9 protein-coding genes and 2 pseudogenes are annotated in these 18,913 nt (G+C 69.0%); 1 reads left to right on the plus strand and 10 read right to left on the minus strand.

Annotation, left to right across the window (positions count from 1 at the left end; genetic code table 11):
• Positions 1 to 44: 44 nt before the first annotated feature.
• Positions 45 to 218: pseudogene (locus ABZ453_RS07385) on the plus strand (helix-turn-helix domain-containing protein); the annotation flags it as partial.
• 25 nt (positions 219 to 243) lie between these two features.
• Here the strand turns inward: ABZ453_RS07385 and ABZ453_RS07390 are convergent.
• The 10 genes and pseudogenes from ABZ453_RS07390 to ABZ453_RS07435 form a co-directional block, all read right to left on the minus strand.
• A complete protein-coding gene (locus ABZ453_RS07390; RefSeq protein ID WP_359012461.1) occupies positions 244 to 2,226 on the minus strand; it encodes an alpha-L-fucosidase in 1,983 nt (660 codons plus the stop codon).
• A 52-nt stretch (positions 2,227 to 2,278) separates the two neighbouring features.
• Positions 2,279 to 4,687: a ricin-type beta-trefoil lectin domain protein gene (locus ABZ453_RS07395; RefSeq protein ID WP_359012463.1), complete on the minus strand. Its 2,409-nt coding sequence runs from the start codon at positions 4,685 to 4,687 to the stop codon at positions 2,279 to 2,281.
• Between the two features lie 47 nt (positions 4,688 to 4,734).
• Positions 4,735 to 6,567 (minus strand): RICIN domain-containing protein, encoded by a 1,833-nt coding sequence (locus tag ABZ453_RS07400; RefSeq protein WP_359012465.1) that lies wholly within the window; start codon positions 6,565 to 6,567, stop codon positions 4,735 to 4,737.
• Between the two features lie 69 nt (positions 6,568 to 6,636).
• On the minus strand, positions 6,637 to 8,112 hold the full coding sequence (locus ABZ453_RS07405; RefSeq protein WP_359012467.1) for an arabinofuranosidase catalytic domain-containing protein: 1,476 nt from the start codon (positions 8,110 to 8,112) through the stop codon (positions 6,637 to 6,639).
• Entirely contained in the window at positions 8,109 to 9,737 is a 1,629-nt protein-coding gene (locus ABZ453_RS07410; protein WP_359012469.1) for a ricin-type beta-trefoil lectin domain protein, read from the minus strand. Before ABZ453_RS07410 ends, ABZ453_RS07405 begins: the two co-directional genes overlap by 4 nt.
• 42 nt (positions 9,738 to 9,779) lie before the next feature.
• Positions 9,780 to 11,207: an arabinofuranosidase catalytic domain-containing protein gene (locus ABZ453_RS07415; RefSeq protein WP_359012471.1), complete on the minus strand. Its 1,428-nt coding sequence runs from the start codon at positions 11,205 to 11,207 to the stop codon at positions 9,780 to 9,782.
• Between the two features lie 406 nt (positions 11,208 to 11,613).
• Positions 11,614 to 13,014, minus strand: a pseudogene (locus ABZ453_RS07420) (endo-1,4-beta-xylanase); the annotation flags it as partial.
• Between the two features lie 138 nt (positions 13,015 to 13,152).
• Positions 13,153 to 14,298, minus strand: coding sequence for a ricin-type beta-trefoil lectin domain protein (locus ABZ453_RS07425; RefSeq protein ID WP_359012473.1), 1,146 nt, complete (start codon positions 14,296 to 14,298; stop codon positions 13,153 to 13,155).
• Between the two features lie 59 nt (positions 14,299 to 14,357).
• Entirely contained in the window at positions 14,358 to 16,808 is a 2,451-nt protein-coding gene (locus ABZ453_RS07430; RefSeq protein ID WP_359012475.1) for an RICIN domain-containing protein, read from the minus strand.
• 93 nt (positions 16,809 to 16,901) lie between these two features.
• The gene (locus ABZ453_RS07435; protein ID WP_359012477.1) at positions 16,902 to 18,500 is read right to left on the minus strand and encodes an arabinofuranosidase catalytic domain-containing protein; all 1,599 of its coding nucleotides are present in this window, start codon (positions 18,498 to 18,500) and stop codon (positions 16,902 to 16,904) included.
• Positions 18,501 to 18,913: the final 413 nt, after the last annotated feature.

The raw sequence follows: 18,913 nt of genomic DNA on the forward strand, positions 1-18,913 counted from the left end.
GACCGACACCCGCCGCTCACACGGAACCTGATACGGCGTGACACGTGACGCAGCAGGTCAAGCGGGCATTCAAGTACCGCTTCCACCCCACCGACGAACAGGCAGCCGAGCTGTCCCGCACGTTCGGCTGCGTCCGCCTCGTCTACAACAAGGCGCTGGAGGACCGCACGCGGGCCTGGTACGGCGAGCAGCGCCGGATCTCCTACGTGCAGTCGTCTGAGCGCGTCGGTTCTGGGGCGTGCTTCACACGCCGGTGACCGTCCATTGGTTGTTGGTGCTGGAGTTCGGCGCCCACAGCACCGTGGTCGACCCCACCGCGGTGCTGCCGCTGCCGTCGAGGGCGGTACCGGTGCCGCGGTTGATGATCTGGTAGCGGTTGCCGCCGAGGCTGTTCAACGACCACTGCTGGTTGTTGCCGCCGTTCCACGCCTCCTGCCGGGCGGGTGCGCCGTTGGCGGAGTTGCCCCAGCTGTCGGCGGCCATGCCGTTGGCGCGGTTCATGATCCGGTAGTAACCGTTCCCGAGGTCGATCAGCTGCCACTGCAGATTGGCGCTGCCGTCGTAGTTCCACTGCTTGAGGCTGGAGCCGGAGGCGACGTTGCCCCCGCTGTCGAGTACCAGTCCGCTGGTCACGTTGGCGATCTTCATCCAGGTGGTGGAGCCTCCGGGTGCGCCCAGGACGGGGATCTCGCCGGAGAAGGTGAGCTTGAGGGTGTAGGCGAGGGCGTTGAACGGCGGGTTCGCCGAGGGCATGGTCAGATGCAGGCCGGAGGCGTCCTGGGTGGGTGCGGGCAGGTTGACGTAGGTGCCGGCGGCGTTGTTCAGCAGCTGCGCGCCGGTCAGGGTGCTGAGGTTGATCTGGTTGGAGTTCAGCGTGGCGATGCTCAAGGTGGCGCCCTGCCAGCCCAGCGCGGTGGCGTAGAGGACCTTGTTGTCCTGGCTGCGGGTGAAGCGGATGTCCTGCGGTTTGCCGGCCACCGGTCCACTGAAGGAGCCGCCGCCCATCTTGGTGGGGCCTTCGCCGTAACTGGACCAGGAGCGGGTGCCGTAGACCGCCTCTCCGAAGCGTCCGAGCCAGTCCCCCATGGCGAGCAGGATCGACTGCTGCCCGGAGGGGATGGTGCCGTCGGCCATGGGGGCGATGTTCAGCAGCATGGTGCCGCCCTTGCTGACCCGGTCGATCAGCGAGTGCAGCAGCGCTTGCGTCGAGTAGTAGCCGATGCCCACCGTGTAGCACCAGCTGGAGGAGGAGATGCTGTCGTCGGTCAGCCAGTAGGGCGTGAGCAGACCTGCCGGGCCGCCGCGTTCGAAGTCGAAGACCTCGCCCTTGTTGTCGAGGCCGTCCTTGTAGGTCGCGGCCACGTCCTTGTTCCAGGCGACCGCCTGGTTGTAGTAGTGCGCGAGGAACTGCAGCCGGTAGGACTCCTGCACCAGGTTCAGGTCGAAGTCCTGCCAGAGCAGGTCGGGCTGGTAGCCGTCGATGACCTCGACCAGTTTGTCGTACCAGAGCTTGTTCTCGGCCGCCGTGCCCTGTTGGCCGTAGAGGATGCGCAGGGCCGGATCGGACTGGGACGGCACGTGGTCGTAGTAGCCGTTGAAGTGGTAGGCGTGGTGGAGGGAGGCCATGAACTTCAGGCCCTGGGCGCGGATTGCCTGGGCGTGCTGTGCGACCAGGTCGAGCCGGGGGCCGTGCTGGACGGAGTTCCACGGATTGGCGCGGCTGTTCCACATCGAGAAGCCGTCGTGGTGTTCGGCGACCGGGCCGGCGAACCTGGCGCCCGCGGACTTGAACAGCCGGGCCCAGGCGTCGGGGTCCCAACTGCCGCCCTGGGATGCCAGTCTCGGCGCGAACTGCACGAAGGTGCCGGCCTTGTCGCGGGCGCCGTCGATGAAGTTGTGGTACGGCCACGCCGAGGGGTCGCCGTAGGTGGCGATGTGGTGCTTGTTCTCGTTCGAACCGCCGATGTACATGTTGCGCGGATACCACTCGTTGCCGAACGCGGGGACGCTAAAAGCACCCCAGTGGTAGTAGATGCCGAACTTGGCGTCCTTGAACCAGGCAGGCGCCGGGGGGTGCTGGTCCACGGAGGACCAGCTCGCCGTGTAGCTGGCCGGGCCGTCGGTCGCGGCGGCCTGGGGTGCGAAACGCAGCAGTCCTACGGCCGTGGCCGCGCCGCTCGCCGCGAGCAGGCGGCGTCGGCTGATCGGGCGGGGGGAGGCAGTCATGTGGGGGTCCTTCAGGGTCAGGTGACGGGGTGGCGGTCTCGGCCGGGGCCGGTCACTCGCGTGTCCACTTCTGGTTGCCGGCGCCGGTGCAGGTCCACAGCTCCAGCAGGGTGCCGTTGGCCGTTCCGGCACCGGTGGCGTCCAGGCACAGGCCCGACTGGGCTCCGGTGATCGTGCCGTCGGCGTTGAGCGTCCACTTCTGGTTGCCGGCGCCCGTGCAGCCCGAGATGTCGACCTTGGTGCCGGGGCTGGTGCCGCTGCCCGCCGCGTCCAGGCATGCGTTGCCGTAGACCCGCAGTTCACCGGCCGGTGTGCTCGTCCACTGCTGATTGCTGCCGCCGTTGCAGTCCCACAGCTCCACCTGGGTTCCGGAGGTCTGCGACTGGTTGGGCACGTCCACGCACCGGCCGGAGGCGGTCCCGACGATCGGGCCGGTCGTACCGCCTCCTCCACCGCCGCTTCCGGGGGTGAGGGAGAGGTTGTCGAACTGTGCCGTCTCGCCCTGGCCGGTCGCGTAGCCGACCTGTCCGCCGGCCCAGGTGCGGTCGTTGGCGGAGCCGACCGTGGAACCGTCGATGACCGCGCTGATGGTGGTCCCGGAGAAGGTGAGGGCGAGAGAGTGCCACCGGTTGGTGCCCAGCGCCGTGGTCGTCCCGCGGGCGAGGGTGGAGACGGTCCCGTTGGTGCCCGAGTTCAGGATCGACCAGGCACCGGTGTCGCTCACCCTCAGGTGGTAGGCGTTCAGACCGCCGGTGCTGCTGTAGTCCTGGCCGTTCGCACGGCCGATCAGCTCGGCGTATCCCGGCTGTTCCAGCAGCACGTCCGACGAGACGGTGTAGTTGCTCCAGCCCACGTCACCGAGCAGGGCGTGCGGATCGGACAGCGCGTCCCAGGTGATCGGCTTCTGCGGACTCATCTGACGCACGCACTTGCCGCCGCGGCCACCACCGCAGGCCGTCACCTCGAAGGCACCCTGCCAGTCCATGAGGTACTTCGCCTCGGTACCGGTGGTGTAGCCGTCGAAGGTGTCGCCGTACGGCAGGCTCATGGCGCCCTGGGCGGGGCCTGTGGCGGTGCCCTTGCCCTGCCCGGTGGTGGTGGTCAGGGTGTAGACGCGATGGGGCTGCACGGTCAGGCTGAAGCCTCCGCCGGAGGGGGTGACGTCGGCGTTGTGCACGAAGTAGTCGGCCGGGTTCGAGGAGTTGACGTCGGTCGACCAGACGTGGACGGTTCCGCCGGACAGGCCACCGGTGACGTCGAAGTTCAGGGTCTGGGCGCTGCCGGCGTCCATCGTCTCGATGACGGTGGAGTAGTCGGAGCTGTTCGGGGACTTGAGCGACACGTAGCTGCCGTTGTTCCGGTTGCCGCCGATGTAGCCGCTGGAGGAGTCGAGGTACTTCCAGCCCGGTGCGGTGAACTGGCTGGTGTGCGCCATGACCCAGGTGTTCTTGCCGATCGCGTAGTGGCCGGACCAGGGCTGCGCGGCCAGGGCGAGGCCCATGGTGGGGTACGGCAGGTTCGGCGTGATGGCCGCGACGACCGGCCAGTTGAGATACGCGGTCATCCTGCCGTCGATGTACCCGCGGTTGATGCCGCGGGCCATGGCGGGGGCTCCGCCGTTGTAGTCGTCCGAGCCGTTCTCACTGGCCCACAGGGGCTTGCCGGACGTCGTGGCGGCCGACGGCACCGAGCAGTTGGACTGGGAGGAACGGTAACCGCAGGGGTAGTGCGTGCCGATGACGCTCACCGCGGCGGCGAACGCCGAGTTGGAGTTGACGTCGTTGGCCACGGTCCAGTCCGAGTCGGCCGCGACGATCTTGACGCTGCCGTAGCCGTTGGAGTTGAGCGCGCTGCGCAGTTGCTCGTACCAGGAGACGTTGTAGCCGCGCTCGTTCCAGCCGCCGAGGTAGTCGATGGCGATGCCGTGCTGTTTGGCGCAACCCAGCCAGGAGATCAGGTAGTTGACCATGTCGGTGGACCAGAAGTTCCCGCCGCCGATCCAGCCCGGCGCGCCCCAGGCGAGCCCGTAGAGCTTGATGTCCGGGTTGCGCGCCTTGGCCTGCTCCATCAGCCACCATTCGTAGCCCCGGTCGCAGTTCAGGTCGGAACGGGTGTGCTGGTGGCTCGGCTCGGCGCCGGAGGTGGAGTTGGTGTCCCCGCCGATCTCGGCCTTGAGGATCTGCAGCGAGGCCCCGTAGCCGGGCTTGAAGAGGTAGTCGAGGATCTGGCCGCGCTGGGGCTCGGGATAGTCGATCAGGAGCCTGCTGTTGCCGCCGCCTCCGCTGATCGCGCCGACGCCGTCGAAGGTCCGGCCCCCGGACGCGCCGTTGATGGTGATCGAGGTGGCGGCGTGGGCCGGAGCGGCGACGGTACCGACAAGGCCGCCGACGGCCAGGAGCAGGCCCGTGGCCACGGCCGTCGAGGCGCGCAGGCGACGCAGCAGCCGTCTGAGTGCTGACACGGTGGGGTTCCTTTCGCAGGTCGGTGGGATCCGCGTCGGGTGCGGTATCAGCGGACGAGGAAGTCCTGATTGGTGCCCGGCGCGTTCTTGCACTGCCACTGGTCCAGTTGCTGTCCCGGGGTGCTGACGGCGCCGTGGACGTCCAGGCACAGGCCGCTGTTGCGGTTCTGGAAGGTGTACGAGCCGTCCGACTGGCGCACGGGCAGCCAGAGGGCGTTGGCGGCGGTGCCGGGGGCCTGCTGCACGGTGTCCGGGGTGCCGGCCGTCGTGGAACTGGCCGCGACCGCCACGTCCTGGCCCGAGTGCTGGGCGCGCAGTTCGCCGTAGCCGTCGGAGGCCGGTACGAACAGGAACCGCTGGTTGTCCTGCCCGTTGCAGGTCCACTGGTCGACCGCGGCGCCCGCGGCGGTGGAGTTGCCGTAGACGTCCACGCACAGGCTGTCGTCGGCGACGACGAGTTGGTGGTAGCCGTCCGGGAAGCCCGTGCCGCCGGAGGAGGCCGGGGTCAGGTGGACGGCGAACGCGTCGTGCGCGCCCTGGAAGGTGAACGGCACGGTGATCGAGCCGCCGGAGGTGCTCACGTCCTGGTCGTACACGGTCTGCGGCGCACTCAGCGGGGCCTGGTCCGGGATACGGTGCACGGTGACATGGACGTTGCCCGCGTTCGTCAGCCAGGGCACCGAGGACAGTCCGTCGAATGTCACGGAGGCGGCCCCGGTGTAGCCGTTGGAGTCGCCGATGAGCGCCACGGCGCGTTTGGTGGCGGAGTCCTCGGCGGCGGCTACGGCCGTGGAGCTGGCCTGGCCGGAGGTGTCGACCAGGGTTCCCGTCATGTCGGCGTAGTCCCGAAGCGCCCACCAGTTGCCGGTCGGCTGCCAGGTGCCTCCGCTCTGGGTGAGCACTCCCGTCAGGTTCGGTGTGACGCAGCACACCCAGTTGCCGCGCATGGCGTTGGTGTATCCGGACTGCGCGAACCGGGCCAGGTACCAGGCCGTCACGCCGGCGGTCTGCCGGTCGGCGGGCTGGTACTCGTTCGAGGACAGAGGCAGCGGACCGATGCCCGCCGAGTTCAGGGCGCTGCGCAGACTCTGGGCGACAGTGACGGGGTCGTCGACGTCACCCTCGTTGTGGTTGCTGATCATGTCGGGGACGGTGCCGGCGGCCTTGACGTGCGCGAGCCAGGTCTGCCACTCCCCCGGGTTGCGCTGCGGGGTGAACGCCAGCGACGGCCCCACGATCCGCGCCCCGGGGGCGATGCGCCGGATCTCCCGGTAGGCGGTGTCCCACATCTGGAAGTACTGGGCGCTGTTGACACCCCGGGTCCAGAACACGGAGATGTCCGGCTCGTTCCAGATGTCGTAGGAGAACGTGAGCCCTGACCCCTGAAGGGCGCCCACCGTGGCGTCGATGAAGCTGATCCAGTTCGAGCAGTCGCCGTTGTCGCACGGATATCTGGTGTTCGAGGGCTGGCCGCCGTTGACGCCGTAGATGTCGCTGACCAGCACCTGGTACTGCGCGTGGTAGGGCGGCCGGGTGAGTCGCCGGGCCTGCGCGGTGATCGAGTCGAGGTCGGCCCGGGTCGCGGCCCCGTACTGGTAGCCGTCCCTGATCCAGCCGCCGGAGAACCATCCGCCGCCGCGGAACGCGTTGATGCCCAGCGGCTGGAGGAACTGGTCGACGGGCTGGGTGCCGTCCTGGCTGATGCCGTAGAGGAACCCCTCCCCCACGCCGGTCGACGGCCCCCGGGGCGAGGCCAGGTCGACGCGCAGCGACGTGCCCGCGGCGGCCTGGCTCGGGGCCGTGGTCAGCAGCGCCATGACGAGTGCCAGGACGATGCCGCTCACCAGTGCCGCAAGTCCGGGTCTCGCTCTCATCCTCATCGGGTCCTCCTGGGTCGGGGCGGCGGTGGAATGCCGCCGCCCCGGGGTCGGGCGCATGGGCTCACGGGGTCAGTTCAGCGTCCATTTCTGGTTGGACTGGCCGTTGCAGGTCCACAGCTGTACGGGGGTTCCGTTGGCGGTGGCGGCACCCGACACGTCCAGGCACAGCCCGGACGGGGCGCTGGTCACGGTGCCGTTGGCGTTGAGCGTCCATTGCTGGTTGCTCTGGCCGTTGCAGGTCCAGGTGATGACCTTCGTGCCGGGGCTGGTGCCCTGCCCGGAGGCGTCCAGGCACAGGCGGTTGCCTGCGAGGGAGACGGTCAGCTCACCGGAGGTGGTCTGGGACCAGGTCTGGTTGGCCCCGCCGGAGCAGTCCCGGATCTGCGTCTGCGTGCCCGGTGTCGTCGAACTGCCGGGTACCTCCAGGCACTTGCCCGCGCCCACCGCGTGCAGCGCACCGGTGGAACCGCCCCCGCCGCCCGACGTTCCGTACCCGGCGGCGGTGACACTGGCCTGGACGGCGTTCTCGGTGGCGTCGGAGGGGTAACCCGCCGTCATCGCGCCCTCGAAGAACTCGCCCTGTCCCGAGACACTGTTGTCGCCGCCGGTGCCCAGGAGGACGGAGCTGTCGACCTTCATGGGTGAGTAGCCGTTGGGAAGGGGCCCGGAGAAGGTGGTGGTCAGGCCTCCGGCGGCGCCGTTGCCGTACTTGAGGGTGAAGTTGCTGGTGCCGTTGTTCTTCAGCCACGCGCTGACGAACGGGTAGTGCACGCCCTGGTTGTTCGGGTCCTTGTTGGAGCCGGTGTTGGTGTGGAACATGCCGTTCTCGAGGTCGGCCTCGACCCAGGGGCCGGTGCCCGTGCAGCCGTTGAACCAGCAGGCGTTGCCCCAGTAGATGGCGTTCATGGTGGCGTTGCCGGTGTCGGTGTGGGAGTTCTCGCCGCTGCCGTAGTCGAAGCAGCACCACTGGTTGGTGTAGTTCGACGACGTCACCATGTAGATGCCTTCGGGCTGGGAGCCGGTAGCGACGCCGCTCGCGTGGTCGATGCGGTAGCCGACTCCGGGGGTGACCTTGACGCCGAAGACCTGGCGGCCGGCCGCGGTCACCGGCAGGGCCATGGCGTCGGCTCCCACGTCGGATCCGTTGGGGCCGGGTCCCTTCCAGTAGCCGCCCCAGGAGATCGGCAGGTCGTTGTGGCGGGTGGTCTGGTCGTAGATCTTGGTGATCGTGCACGAGGTGCCGGCGCAGAACGAGACCTGGGACGCGGCGTCGGCGTACCCGCCGGCGGCGAGCAGCCCGATGTCGCGGTAGGCGTGGTCGGAGGACCGCTGGATCTGGTACAGCGGCCCGTTGTACGCCGCGAACAGCGCCCTGGTCGTGGAGTGCGCGGTCACACACGGTGTGCCGCCCGCGGCGTAGAGGTCGCACGGTAGCTCCGCGGCGGCGGGCGCGGCGGTTCGCGGGGACGTCGCGGAGGCCGGTGTGCCGAGTGCGGCCAGGGCCATCACCAGTGCGATCAGGATTGCGGCCGGGAGGCGGTTCATGCCAGCGTCCATCGCTGGCTGCTGCTGCCGGTGCAGGTCCTGAGCTCGACGAGACTTCCGTCAGCCGTGGCCCCTCCGGTCACGTCCAGACACAGGCCGGACTGGACGCCGGTGATCGTGCCGTTGGAGTTCAGCGTCCACTGCTGGTTGCTCTGGCCGTTGCACTGCCAGATCTCCACCTTCGTGCCCGGCGTGGTCTGGTTGTTGTAGGCGTCCAGGCACATCTGAGCGGTGCCGGAGTAGACGGTGAGCTGACCGGAAGCGGTGTGCGTCCAGGTCTGGTTGGCGCCGCCGTTGCAGCTCCAGATCTCCACGTGGGTGCCGGCGGTCGTGGTGGAGTCGGGTACGTCCAGGCACTTGCCCGCGCCGACCGCGTGCAGTGCCCCTGTCACGGCGGTGCCCCCGCCGCTGGTGCCGCCCGCGACCCGGTACATGACGGTGCCGTGGGCCGGTACCGAGGCGCTGATGGTGCCGGAGGTCGTGGACGATCCGCCCGACCAGAGGTCAGTGAGGGTGTAGGAGGACGCTCCGGTCTTCCCGATGGCGGCCGCGGTGGTGGTGATGGTCGCCGTGGAACCGGTCTCGTTGAACAGCGCGACGGACACGTCCCCGTTCGCGAGCGGCTTGGCCAGCACGTCCAGGCCGCCGGCGGACGACACCATGGTGCCCTGCTTGCCGAGGGGGTCCTGGTCGACCGCGATCACCCGGGAGTTGGTCAGCGTGGCCAGGGTGGAGGCGCTCGCCTGGGGGATGTTGGTGCCGGCGATGAGCGGCGCGGCCATCTCCGCCCAGAGGCTGAACTCGCTGCGGTTCTCGGTCGCCGTCATCGAGCCGTTGCCGACCTCCAGCATGTCCGGGTCGTTCCAGTGGCCGGGGCCGGCGTAGGAGGCCAGCCCGACGTTGCTGTGGAAGATCGACAGCATGCTGGAGAAGGTCGGGCTGATGTCTCCCGTGGTGCGCCAGCTGTTGCCCACGTCGGCGCCCCAGGTCCACACGTTCTCCTGGCCCCAGTTGCACAGGCTGTACAGGATCGGCCGGCCGGTGGCCGCGAGCGCGTCCCGCATCGCGGTGTACCGGGTCCGGGCCGGGACGCCGGTGTTGTTGCAGTTGTCGTACTTCAGGTAGTCCACGCCCCACGACGCGAACGACTGCGCGTCCGTGTTCTCGTGGCCGAGGCTGCCCGGGTATCCGGCACAGGTGGCGGTGCCCGCGTCCTCGTAGATGCCCAGCTTCAGGCCCAAGGAGTGGACGTAGTCGGCGGTGCCCTTGATGCCGTCGGGGAACTTGGCCGGGTCCGGCACCAGGTGGCCGCCGGAGTCACGGTTGTGGGTCATCCAGCAGTCATCGATGTTGACGTACGTGTAGCCCGCCGCCTGCATGCCGTTGGTGTGCATCGCCTGGGCGGTGGACTTGATCAGCGACTCGGAGACGTTGCAGCCGTACGCGTTCCAGTCGTTGAAGCCCATCTGCGGGGTCGGCGCGAGTCCGTTGCCGAGGGCGGCGGCGGGGTGTGCCGTGCCGAGGGCGAGCAGGGGTGCTGCCACGGCGAGCAGCACGGCCGAGAAGGTGAGCGCCAGGGTTCTGCGCAGGGACGGCAATGGGGGCGGCGGAGGGGTCGTGGGCATGGGGCATCTACTCCTGGACCGGATGGGAGAACTGACAGGCATTCAGCGATAGCCAGCGGCCGTGATGTTGGCCTGCACCGCGTTGTCGGTCGTGTCGGAGGGATAGCCCGCGACGATGGCTCCCTCGTAGAAGGTGCCGGCGCTGAGGTTGGCGCCGCCGCCGGGTTTGCAGCAGTCGCCGCCGCTGCCGAGGACGATGGCTCCCTGCTTCTTCATGGGGCTGTATCCGCCGGGCAGCGCGCCGTCCCACAGGGTGGTCAGGCCGCCCGACTGGGCGTTGCCGCCCTTGAGGGCGAACCTCGACGTGCCGTTGTTCTTCAGCATCGCGGTCACGAACCTGCCGGTGAACGCCCGCTGGCCGGGGTTCCAGGACTGGCTGCCGCCGGGGTAGAGCCCCCATTCGAGGTCGGCCTGCACCCAGGGGCCACTTCCCGAACAGCCGCCGAACCAGCACTCGGTGCCGAAGTTGATGGCGTCCATCGCGCCGGCGGCATCGGCCTTCCTGGTCGTCTCGCTGTTGCCGTAGTCGAAGCAACAGCCGCCGTTGACATGGGTGCCGCTGGTCACCATGTACGCCCCTTCGGGTGCCGCGCCGGTCGGCACGCCCGTCAGGTGGCCGTCGCGCCAGTAGCTGTTCCCGGGGTTGATGTACAGCGAGTACGCCTTGGTGCCCCCGGCGGTCAGCGACTCGGAGGTCGCCTTCGCGGGGCTGCTCTGGCTCGACCCCGGGACCTGGGCGGAGCCCTGGTACCACAGGTCGTTGCCGTGTCCGGACTGGTCGCGGACGACCGTGATCACGCAACTGGTGCCGGCGCAGAACGCGTCCTGGGCCGCGGCGTCGGCGAAGCCGCCCGGTGCCAGCACGCCGATGTCCCGGGTCGCACTGTCCGAGCTGCGCCTGACCTGGTAGAGCGGGCCGTTGTACGAGCCGTAGAGGGCGCGCACCGTGCTGTGTGCGGCGACGCACGGGGTACCGCCCGCGGCGTAGAGGTCGCACGGGCCCGACCCACCGGGCGGGGGCGGGGCGGCCGGCGTGGTCCACTTCTGGTTGCCCTGGCCGTTGCAGGTCCACAGGATGACCGCGGTGCCGTTGGCCGTGCCCGCTCCGTCGGCGTCCAGGCAGAAACCGGACGCGGCAGCGGTGAGGGACCCGTCGGCGTTCTGCCGCCACACCTGGGTCGCCCGCCCGTCGCACGAGCGGATGACCGCGGGGGCTCCGGGCGTCGTCCGCCCGTCGAGGGCGTCCACGCACCGGGTGCCGTTCATCGTCCTCAGCTCGCCGGCCGAGGTCGGCTGGAATGCCTGGTTGGCCTGGCCGTTGCAGTCCCAGATGTCCAGGGTCGTACCCGGTGTGTCGACGTTGCCCTTGACGTCCAGGCATCGGCCCGACGCCGAGCCGACCAGGGGTGCCGGCGACGTCGGGGCGGACCATGTCGGCCCGTTCACCAGCAGCACGGTCAGCAGTCCCATCACGCATACGGCGGCGGCCGCCGGTAAGCGCGACAGGCGGGCGGTGCGGTGACGAGGCGGAGCGGATGAAGGCTGCATTCTGTGTCCTCGCGTATGCGGGGGGAAGGGGACGGAGAGTGCCGTGCCTGTCCGAGAGCGTTCGGTTGGGGTGTCGACCGCTCCTGTCGGCGCGCCCGTAAGCACGCACAGGGAACACTCATACATCCCATGTCGCATAGTGATCCCACAGGCCCAACACGCTGTCAATAGACGGCACTTGGTGATTCACGGCTTGATACATCCCATGTCTATCGCCTGTCTGAACCGTCTGAGGGCATGCCGGAACCCGCGTCCGGCGACGACCGCCGTACCGGGCGCGGGTGTCCGCTCCGAGGGCCCCTACCGGGCGCCGATCACCTCACCCGAGACTCCAGTGCTGGTTCGAGCCACCGTTGGAGTCCCAGACCTGGACGGGGCTCCCGTTGGCGGTCTGCCCCGCGGGCACCTCCAGCGCCCTGCCGGAAGCGACATTGGTGAGGGTGTACGAACCGTCGCCGTTCCGGCTCGCCCGCCAGTGCTGGTTCGCCCCGCCGTTGGCGTCCCAGATCTCCATCCGCGTGCCGTTGCCCGTCTGACCACCCGGCTCGTCCAGAACCCGCCCGCTGCCGACATTCGTGAACGTGTATGAGCCATCACTGTTCTGGCTCGCCCGCCACTGCTGGTTCGCACCGCCATGGGTGTCCCAGACCTGCAAAGGCGTGCCGTTCGCCGTCTGCCCGCCAGGAACGTCCAGCACCCGTCCCGCGGCGACGTCGGTCAAGGAGTACACCGTCCCCGAGACGATGCCGCCCGAGTTGCCGCCCCCGCTGCCGCCCAGCGCGGTCAGAACCGAGTCGTAGGCGGGCTTCTTGTTGCCCCCGCCGTCGAACAGCAGGGGGTTGTCCCCACTCCGCCAGGAGTCGCTGTCCCGGATGCCCCACACCGTGATGCCGGTGCAACGCGCCACGTTCATGCACGCTTTGACGGTGTTCGCGTAGGCCGTGGCGGGTGCCTGGGCGATGTCGAGTTCGGTGATCTGGACGTCGACACCGAGCGCGGCGAAGTTCGAGAGCGTGGTCTGAAAGCTCGACGGCGGGCCGCCTGCGCCGAAGTGGGACTGGAAGCCGACGCAGTCGATGGGCACGCCGCGGGACTTGAAGTCCTTGACCATCGCGTAGACGCCCTGCGTCTTGGCGTCGGTCCAGTTCTCGATGTTGTAGTCGTTGTAGCAGAGCTTGGCGGAGGGGTCGGCGGTCCGGGCCGTGCGGAAGGCTTCCTCGATGAAGCCGTTGCCCAGCACGTTCTGGAAGACCGAGCTGCGGTGCTGGCTGCTGCCGTCGGCGAACGCCTCGTTGACCACGTCCCAGGCGTAGATCCTGCCCTTGAAGTGGGTCATCTCGGTGGTGATGTGGTTGTTCATCACGCTGCGCAGGGTGTTGGCGTCGGTGATGGAGCTGACCCAGCCCGGCAGTTGGGAGTGCCAGACGAGGGTGTGGCCGCGCATGCGCTGGCCGTGCGCGGCGGCGTGGCCCACGATCGAGTCGGCGGGGCCGAAGTTGAAGCTGCCGCGCGAGGGTTCGGTGGTGTCCCACTTCATCTCGTTCTCCGGGGTGATCATGTTGAATTCCCGGTCGAGAATCGTGGAGTACGTCGAGTCACCGAGCTTCCCCGAGGCCACGGCCGTGCCGAAGTAGCGGCCGCTTTCGGCCGCGGCCGCGCCCAGTGTGCCGGAGGCGGCGTGGGCGGCGGGGTTCGCCGGACCGGCGAGAGCCAGCGCCGTGCCGGCCATCAGTCCGGCGGCCAGGGCCAGCACCTTGCGCAGACGGGGCTCTTCGTTGAGCCAGGACATGAGGGATCAGTCTCCTTGTGTATGTGGGGGGGGTGGGGCATCGACCAGGTGTCGGCACCCCGGTCAGGTGGGGTCACTTCACTGGAGGGAGGTGACCGGCAACGCGGTCCACTGCTGGTTGGCGCCGCCGTGGCAGTCCCACAGGACCAGTTGGGTGCCGTCGGTGGTGGACGAGCCGGGGTCGTCGAGGCAGCGCCCGGAGGCCGGGTTGCGGTAGCCGCCGTTGTACGCCTGCCATTGCTGGTTGCCGCCGCCGTTGCAGTCCCAGACCTCGATCTTCGTGCCGTTGGCCGTACCACGGCCCGTCGCGTCGAGGCACTTGCCGAGGGCTCGCAGGGTGCCGTCGGAGGGCGACGACCACTGCTGTGCGGTTGAGCCGTTGCATGCCGCGATGTCCGCGGGGGTCCCGTTGGCGCTGCTGCCGTTCGCGACGTCGAGGCACTTCCCCGCGACTCCGGAGCGCACCTCACCGCCCGCCGAAGCCGGCGGCTTGATCCAGCCGGCCGCGTCGGCGGCCTGGACTGCGGTGTTGAAGGCGTCCGCCATTTTGCGGAAGCCGTTGTCGTTGGGGTGCAGCGCGTCGGAGAGGTCCGCGCTGGTCAGCGCGCTCATGTCCACCAGCCGTACATGCTTGCCGACGGCCTGCTCGGCCTGCACGATTCCGGGGAGCTTGGCGTTGAACGCGGGGCGGACGGCCTCTTCAGTGCCGCTGGTGGAGACGATCACGGTGCCGAGCAGAACGGTCACGTCGGGAAGGTCGCGGGTGATCTGGTCGATGAGCGCGCGAAGCCGGTCCGGAGCGGTCGGGACCTGGTAGTTGCCGTTGAGATCATTGGTGCCGATCTCCAGGGTGACGACGTTGGGGCGGTACCGGGCCAGCACGGAGTCGGCGATGCCGGCGATCTGGTCGATCCGCCAGCCGGAGTGGCCCTCGTTGTCCGGGTCGGACAGGGTGCCGTTGCGGCCCGAGCCGACGAAGTCCACGGCATGGCCCTCGGCCGACAGCTGGTTCCACAGGAAACCACGGTAACTGTTACCGGAGGGGCTGCCGACGCCCCAGGTGATCGAGTCGCCCAACGGCATCAGCCGCACAGAGGTGGGCGCGGCGGCGCCTTCGGCCGAGGACGGCGTCCTGGTGGCGGTGGCGGACGCCGCGGGTGGTGCGGCGCCGATGGCGAGGGCGGCCGTCAGCGCGGCAGCCAGGGATACCGAGCACTTCTTCACGAGCGTTCCTCACTGGTGCGGGACAGTGGGTGGGGAGAACGAGCACACGAATCGAACGGTCAGCGGGGGGCGAAGTCCTGGTTGCTGCCGGCCGTGTTCTTGCAGGGCCATTGGTCCAGCTGCTGGCCGGGGCTGCCGACGCCGCCGTACACGTCCAGGCACAGGCCGCTGTTCTGGTTCTGGAAGGAATACGAGCCGTCGGACTGCCGCACCGGCAACCACAGACCACCGGCTGCTCCGCCGGGCGTCTGCTGCACGATGTCGGGCGTACCGGCGGCCGTCGAACCACCGGACACCGCGACCACCAGACCGGAGTTCCGCGCCTGCAACTGCCCGTAACCACCGGCGGCCGGCACGAACTGGAACTGCTGGTTGCTCTGCCCGTTGCAGGTCCACTGGTCGATGGCGGCGCCCGCGCCGGCGGAGTTGCCGTGCACGTCCAGGCACAGGTTGTCGCTGCCGATGACCAACTGGTGGTAGCCGGCCGGGAATCCGTCCGTGCCGCCGGAGTACTGGACTCCTGCCTGCTGGATGACCTGCCGGGCGCCCTGCGGCCAGTTGGTGCCGCTGACCTGGACATTGCCGGTGAGGACGTTGTTGTGCGGAGGCCCGGTGGCCACGTAGGTGTTGCCGCCGTTGTACCAGTTGCCGGAGAAGGTGCTGTCGTCGGTGTGGTTGTTCGCGTTGGCGTTGGTCAGCGCCCAGTTGCCGGCGTCCTGCACGACGTTGTCAGACACCGTCAGGTAACGGGAGCCCTCGTCGAGGTACAGCGCGGTGGTGCGGTTGTTGTCGTACATGTAGTTGCCGGAGATCACCGACCCGGGACTCGCGGACAGGTTGTAGATGCTGCCGCCGTCGAACATCGCGTTCTTGGTGTCGTAGATCAGGTTGTGCGAGACCGTGTTGTTCTTGAGCGTCGTGGGGGTGCTGTAGACGGGCTGGTAGGTGTACGTGCCCCGGTTGACGTAGTCCTGGCTGCCACCGGGATCGTTGACGCCCCAGCCCCAGCCGATATCGATGCCGTCGTAGGGCAGGTGGTCGCACTGGTTGTGGGTGATCGTCGCGTTGGTGACGTAGGTGGACAGGATGGCGGCGGTCTCCTTGTAGTCGGTCCCCACCCCACTGACCTTGTTGTTGCTGATGGTGATGTTCTGGTTGGTCATCTGCGGGTTGCTCGGGTGGTGCGCGTCCGGCTGGATCCCGCCGACCTGGATGCCACTGCCGGCGATGTCGGTGAAGGTGCTGCCGGTGACGGTGATGCCGCTCGCGCCCAGACCGGTACCGGAGGCCGTGGCGACACCGTCGTTGCCCACGCCCAGTCCGGCCTGCCCGAGTTCGGAGAACGTGTCGCCGGAGAACGTGATGCCGGTGGCGGCGGAGACCTGGACGGCCGCGGGCATCTGCGCCCAGTGGTTGCGGGTGGCCTCGAACTGCGTGCAGCCCGACCTGCAGGTGCTGAGCCAGTTGGCGGGCATCGCGTAGGTGCCGGTGATGTGTGCGCCGCTCTGCTGGTCCGCGTAGCCGTCGGGTCCGCTGGGGCCGAGCCAGGATGTGCCCGTGAACCGGATGCCGGTGAAGCCCAGACCCGTCACCGGTGAGCCGTAACTGCCGCTGATGCCGAGGAGGTTCTGCATCCTGGGCAGTTCGACGTCGAGGGCGTTGGGGTTCTGGCCCGGCTGGGCGCGGTAGTACAGGTCGCCGGTGGACGCGTCGAGATACCACTGGCCGGCCTGCTGCAGGAACGCGTAGTTGTTCTCCAGGTACATCGTCCCGCCGGCGAACGGCGCGTTGACGGTGTCGTAGCCCCAGGAGTTGTTGTTCCACGCGGGCTGCCGCATGGTGACGGTCCTGCCGCTGATCGACTGGACCGGCGCGTAGCGGTCGGTGAAGGAGTTGATGCTCTCGACTTCCATGTGGCTCTGGTCCGAGAGGCCGGCCAGGTAGTCGAGCGAGGAGTCGGTGACGGTCAGACCGGTCGGGGTGAAGGTGAAGGCCGAGCGGGGTACCTGGATCGCTGCCCGCGGTGCCTCCTTGCCGTCGACGTAGAGCTGGCGGGTGGTGACGCCGCTGCCGACATGCACCGACCAGATGTTCTTGGATTGATCATGCACCTGCCAATCTGTGATCTGCTGGGCACCGGTCACGACCGGCTGCTGACCGGGCGCGCCCTGGTAGGTGATGGTGTGGTTGTTCTGGCCTCCGTCGCCGGAGCCGAAGCTCAGCGGCTCGGACAACCGGTAGACGCCACCGGCCAGATGGACCACGACGTCCGCGTCGGCCGACATCCGGTGCGCGGGCTGCCGTGCCTGGTCGATGGTGGCGAACGGATGCCCGGCGGTGCCGTCCCCGCCGGGTGATGCGTTCGCCACCACGTACAGATCGGCGACTCCCGCCTGGCGCTGAGCCGGTTCCGCGTACGCGACCCCGGCGGTGGCCGGGCTGCCGGCCAGCAGGGCGAGCAGAGCCGTGGGAACGGCCCACAGGCCGCACAGCGCTCTGACTCTGGACATGGTCCTCCTCCGGTGGTGGCGCGTGTCGTCCTGAGGCTGCCGACGAGGGTCCGCGGTCGGCGGTGGGCCGGCCGCGGACCGGAGCCGTTCAGGTCAGTTCAGGCTCCATTGCTGGTTGGATCCGCCGTTGCACGGCCACAGTTCCGCCAGGGCTCCGTTGGCCGTGGAGGCACCGGTGACGTCGAGGCACAGTCCCGACTGGACACCCTTGACGGTGCCGTCCGAGTTCACCTGCCACTGCTGGTTGGCACCGCCGTTGCACGGCCAGGTCACCACCTTGGTACCGGCGGACGTCTGGTTGTTGTACGCGTCCAGGCACATCTGACTGCTGCCGCTGTAGACGGTCAGCTGGCCCGAGGACGTGCGGGTCCACGTCTGGTTGGCACCACCGCTGCAGTCCCAGATCTGCAGTTGTGCGCCGGCCGTGGTGGAGGAGTTCGGCACGTCCAGGCACTTGCCCGCACCCACCGCGTGCAGTGCGCCGGTACTCGTCCCGCCGCCCGCGGAGTTGGTGTACCCGGCCGCGGTGATGTTTGCCTGGACGGCGTTCTCCGTGGCGTCGGACGGGTAGCCGGAGGTCATCACGCCCTCGTAGAAGGTGCCTTGGGCGCCCTTGCTGTTGTCGCCGCCGGTGCCCAGGATGATGGCGCCCTGCTTGCGCATGGGGTTGTATCCCGAGACGTTGGGGCGTACTCCGTCGTAGAAGGTGGACAGGCCGCCGGCCTGCGCGTTGCCGCCACGGATCGCCCAGTGGTTCGGGCCGCCCTTGATGATGGCGGTCGTGTAGCGGTAGTTGATGGTGGGGTCGTTGGCGTTGTAGTGCTGGTTCACCCCGGAGAAGAGGCCGTTCTCCAGGTCGGCCATGATCCACGGACCGTTGCCCGAACCGTAGCCCCACACCTTGATGTTGCCGAAATAGATGGCCTCCATCGTGCCGTTGCCGTCGTCGTTGCTGTCCGTCTCGGCGTTGCCGTAGTCGAAGCAACAGCCGCCGTTGTAGTGCGTGCCGTCGAAGATCGCGTACATGCCCTCGGCGTTGTCCCCGGTGGCGATGCCGTTGGTGTGGTTGTTCCGGTAGCCCGTGCCGGGCGCCACGAAGACGCCGTAGGCCTTGTGTCCGCCCACCGTGGTGGGCGCGGCGGTCGCGTTCGCGAGATTGTCGGGGCCGCCCGCGGCGCCGCCGCCGGGTGCCTGGGTGAGGTTGTTGTTGCGGCCGGACTGGTCGTAGACGACCGTGATCAGGCAGGTCGTCCCCGAGCAGAACGAGTCCTGGGTGGCGGCGTCGGCGACTCCGCCCGCACTCAGGACACCGATGTCGCGGGTGGAGTTGTCCGAGGCGCGCTGGACCTGGTACAGCGGCCCGTTGTACGCGGCGTACAGCGCTCTTGTGGTGCTGTGCGCCGCCACGCAGGGTGTGCCGCCCGCCGCGTAGATGTCACACGGCCCGGACGTGGCGGCCCGGGCTGTGCCGGCGGTGACGGTGGCGCCGGCCAGAGCGCCCGCGACGAGCGCGGCTGCCGCCCCTGCCCGGGCGAACGTCGCCCATGGGGAGCGAACCGGCCCGGCCGATGGGGGCAGGGGCGTCCGAGACGGCGTGTCCCGGTGCCTCCCGCGGTGGCGTACCGCCGCGAGCAACCGCGCGACGCCGTCGCGCCCGGGCAGCATGCGGCGTCTTGTACGTGTGGTTCCCATCCGGACTCCCTACCGTGTCGGCGCGACCGGGTCGGGCCGCGGTGCGCCGGCACCTGCCGAAGCGCTGGAACGTGCCGTGATGCAGTGGGATTGCAGAGTGGTACCGGGGGAGACGGTGCTCCCGGTCTCGCAGGGCTGTCCAGGGTGGGGGGACGCTTCCTGCGAACCTTGCTGCGGAATCGATTCGACTGCTGATCGCCGCGGTGCGCAAGCTCTTGGCAGGCACGAAAAGTTGCGAAGTGGCGGCACCGGGCGCGGACCCGGCCGGCCGACACGTGAGTGCCCCAGGCCGTGTGAGCGCAGTCGGCGGCCGAGACACGACCTTTGGAATGACTCTCCATCACACCGCCGAACAGGGAGGATGTCGCACGGCTGCGGAGCGCGGAGCACCGGAGCGTACGGTGCTCGGCCAA

The sequence above is a fragment of the Streptomyces sp. NPDC005799 genome (genome assembly GCF_040630525.1).
In the GTDB taxonomy this organism is placed as follows: domain Bacteria; phylum Actinomycetota; class Actinomycetes; order Streptomycetales; family Streptomycetaceae; genus Streptomyces; species Streptomyces griseorubiginosus_B.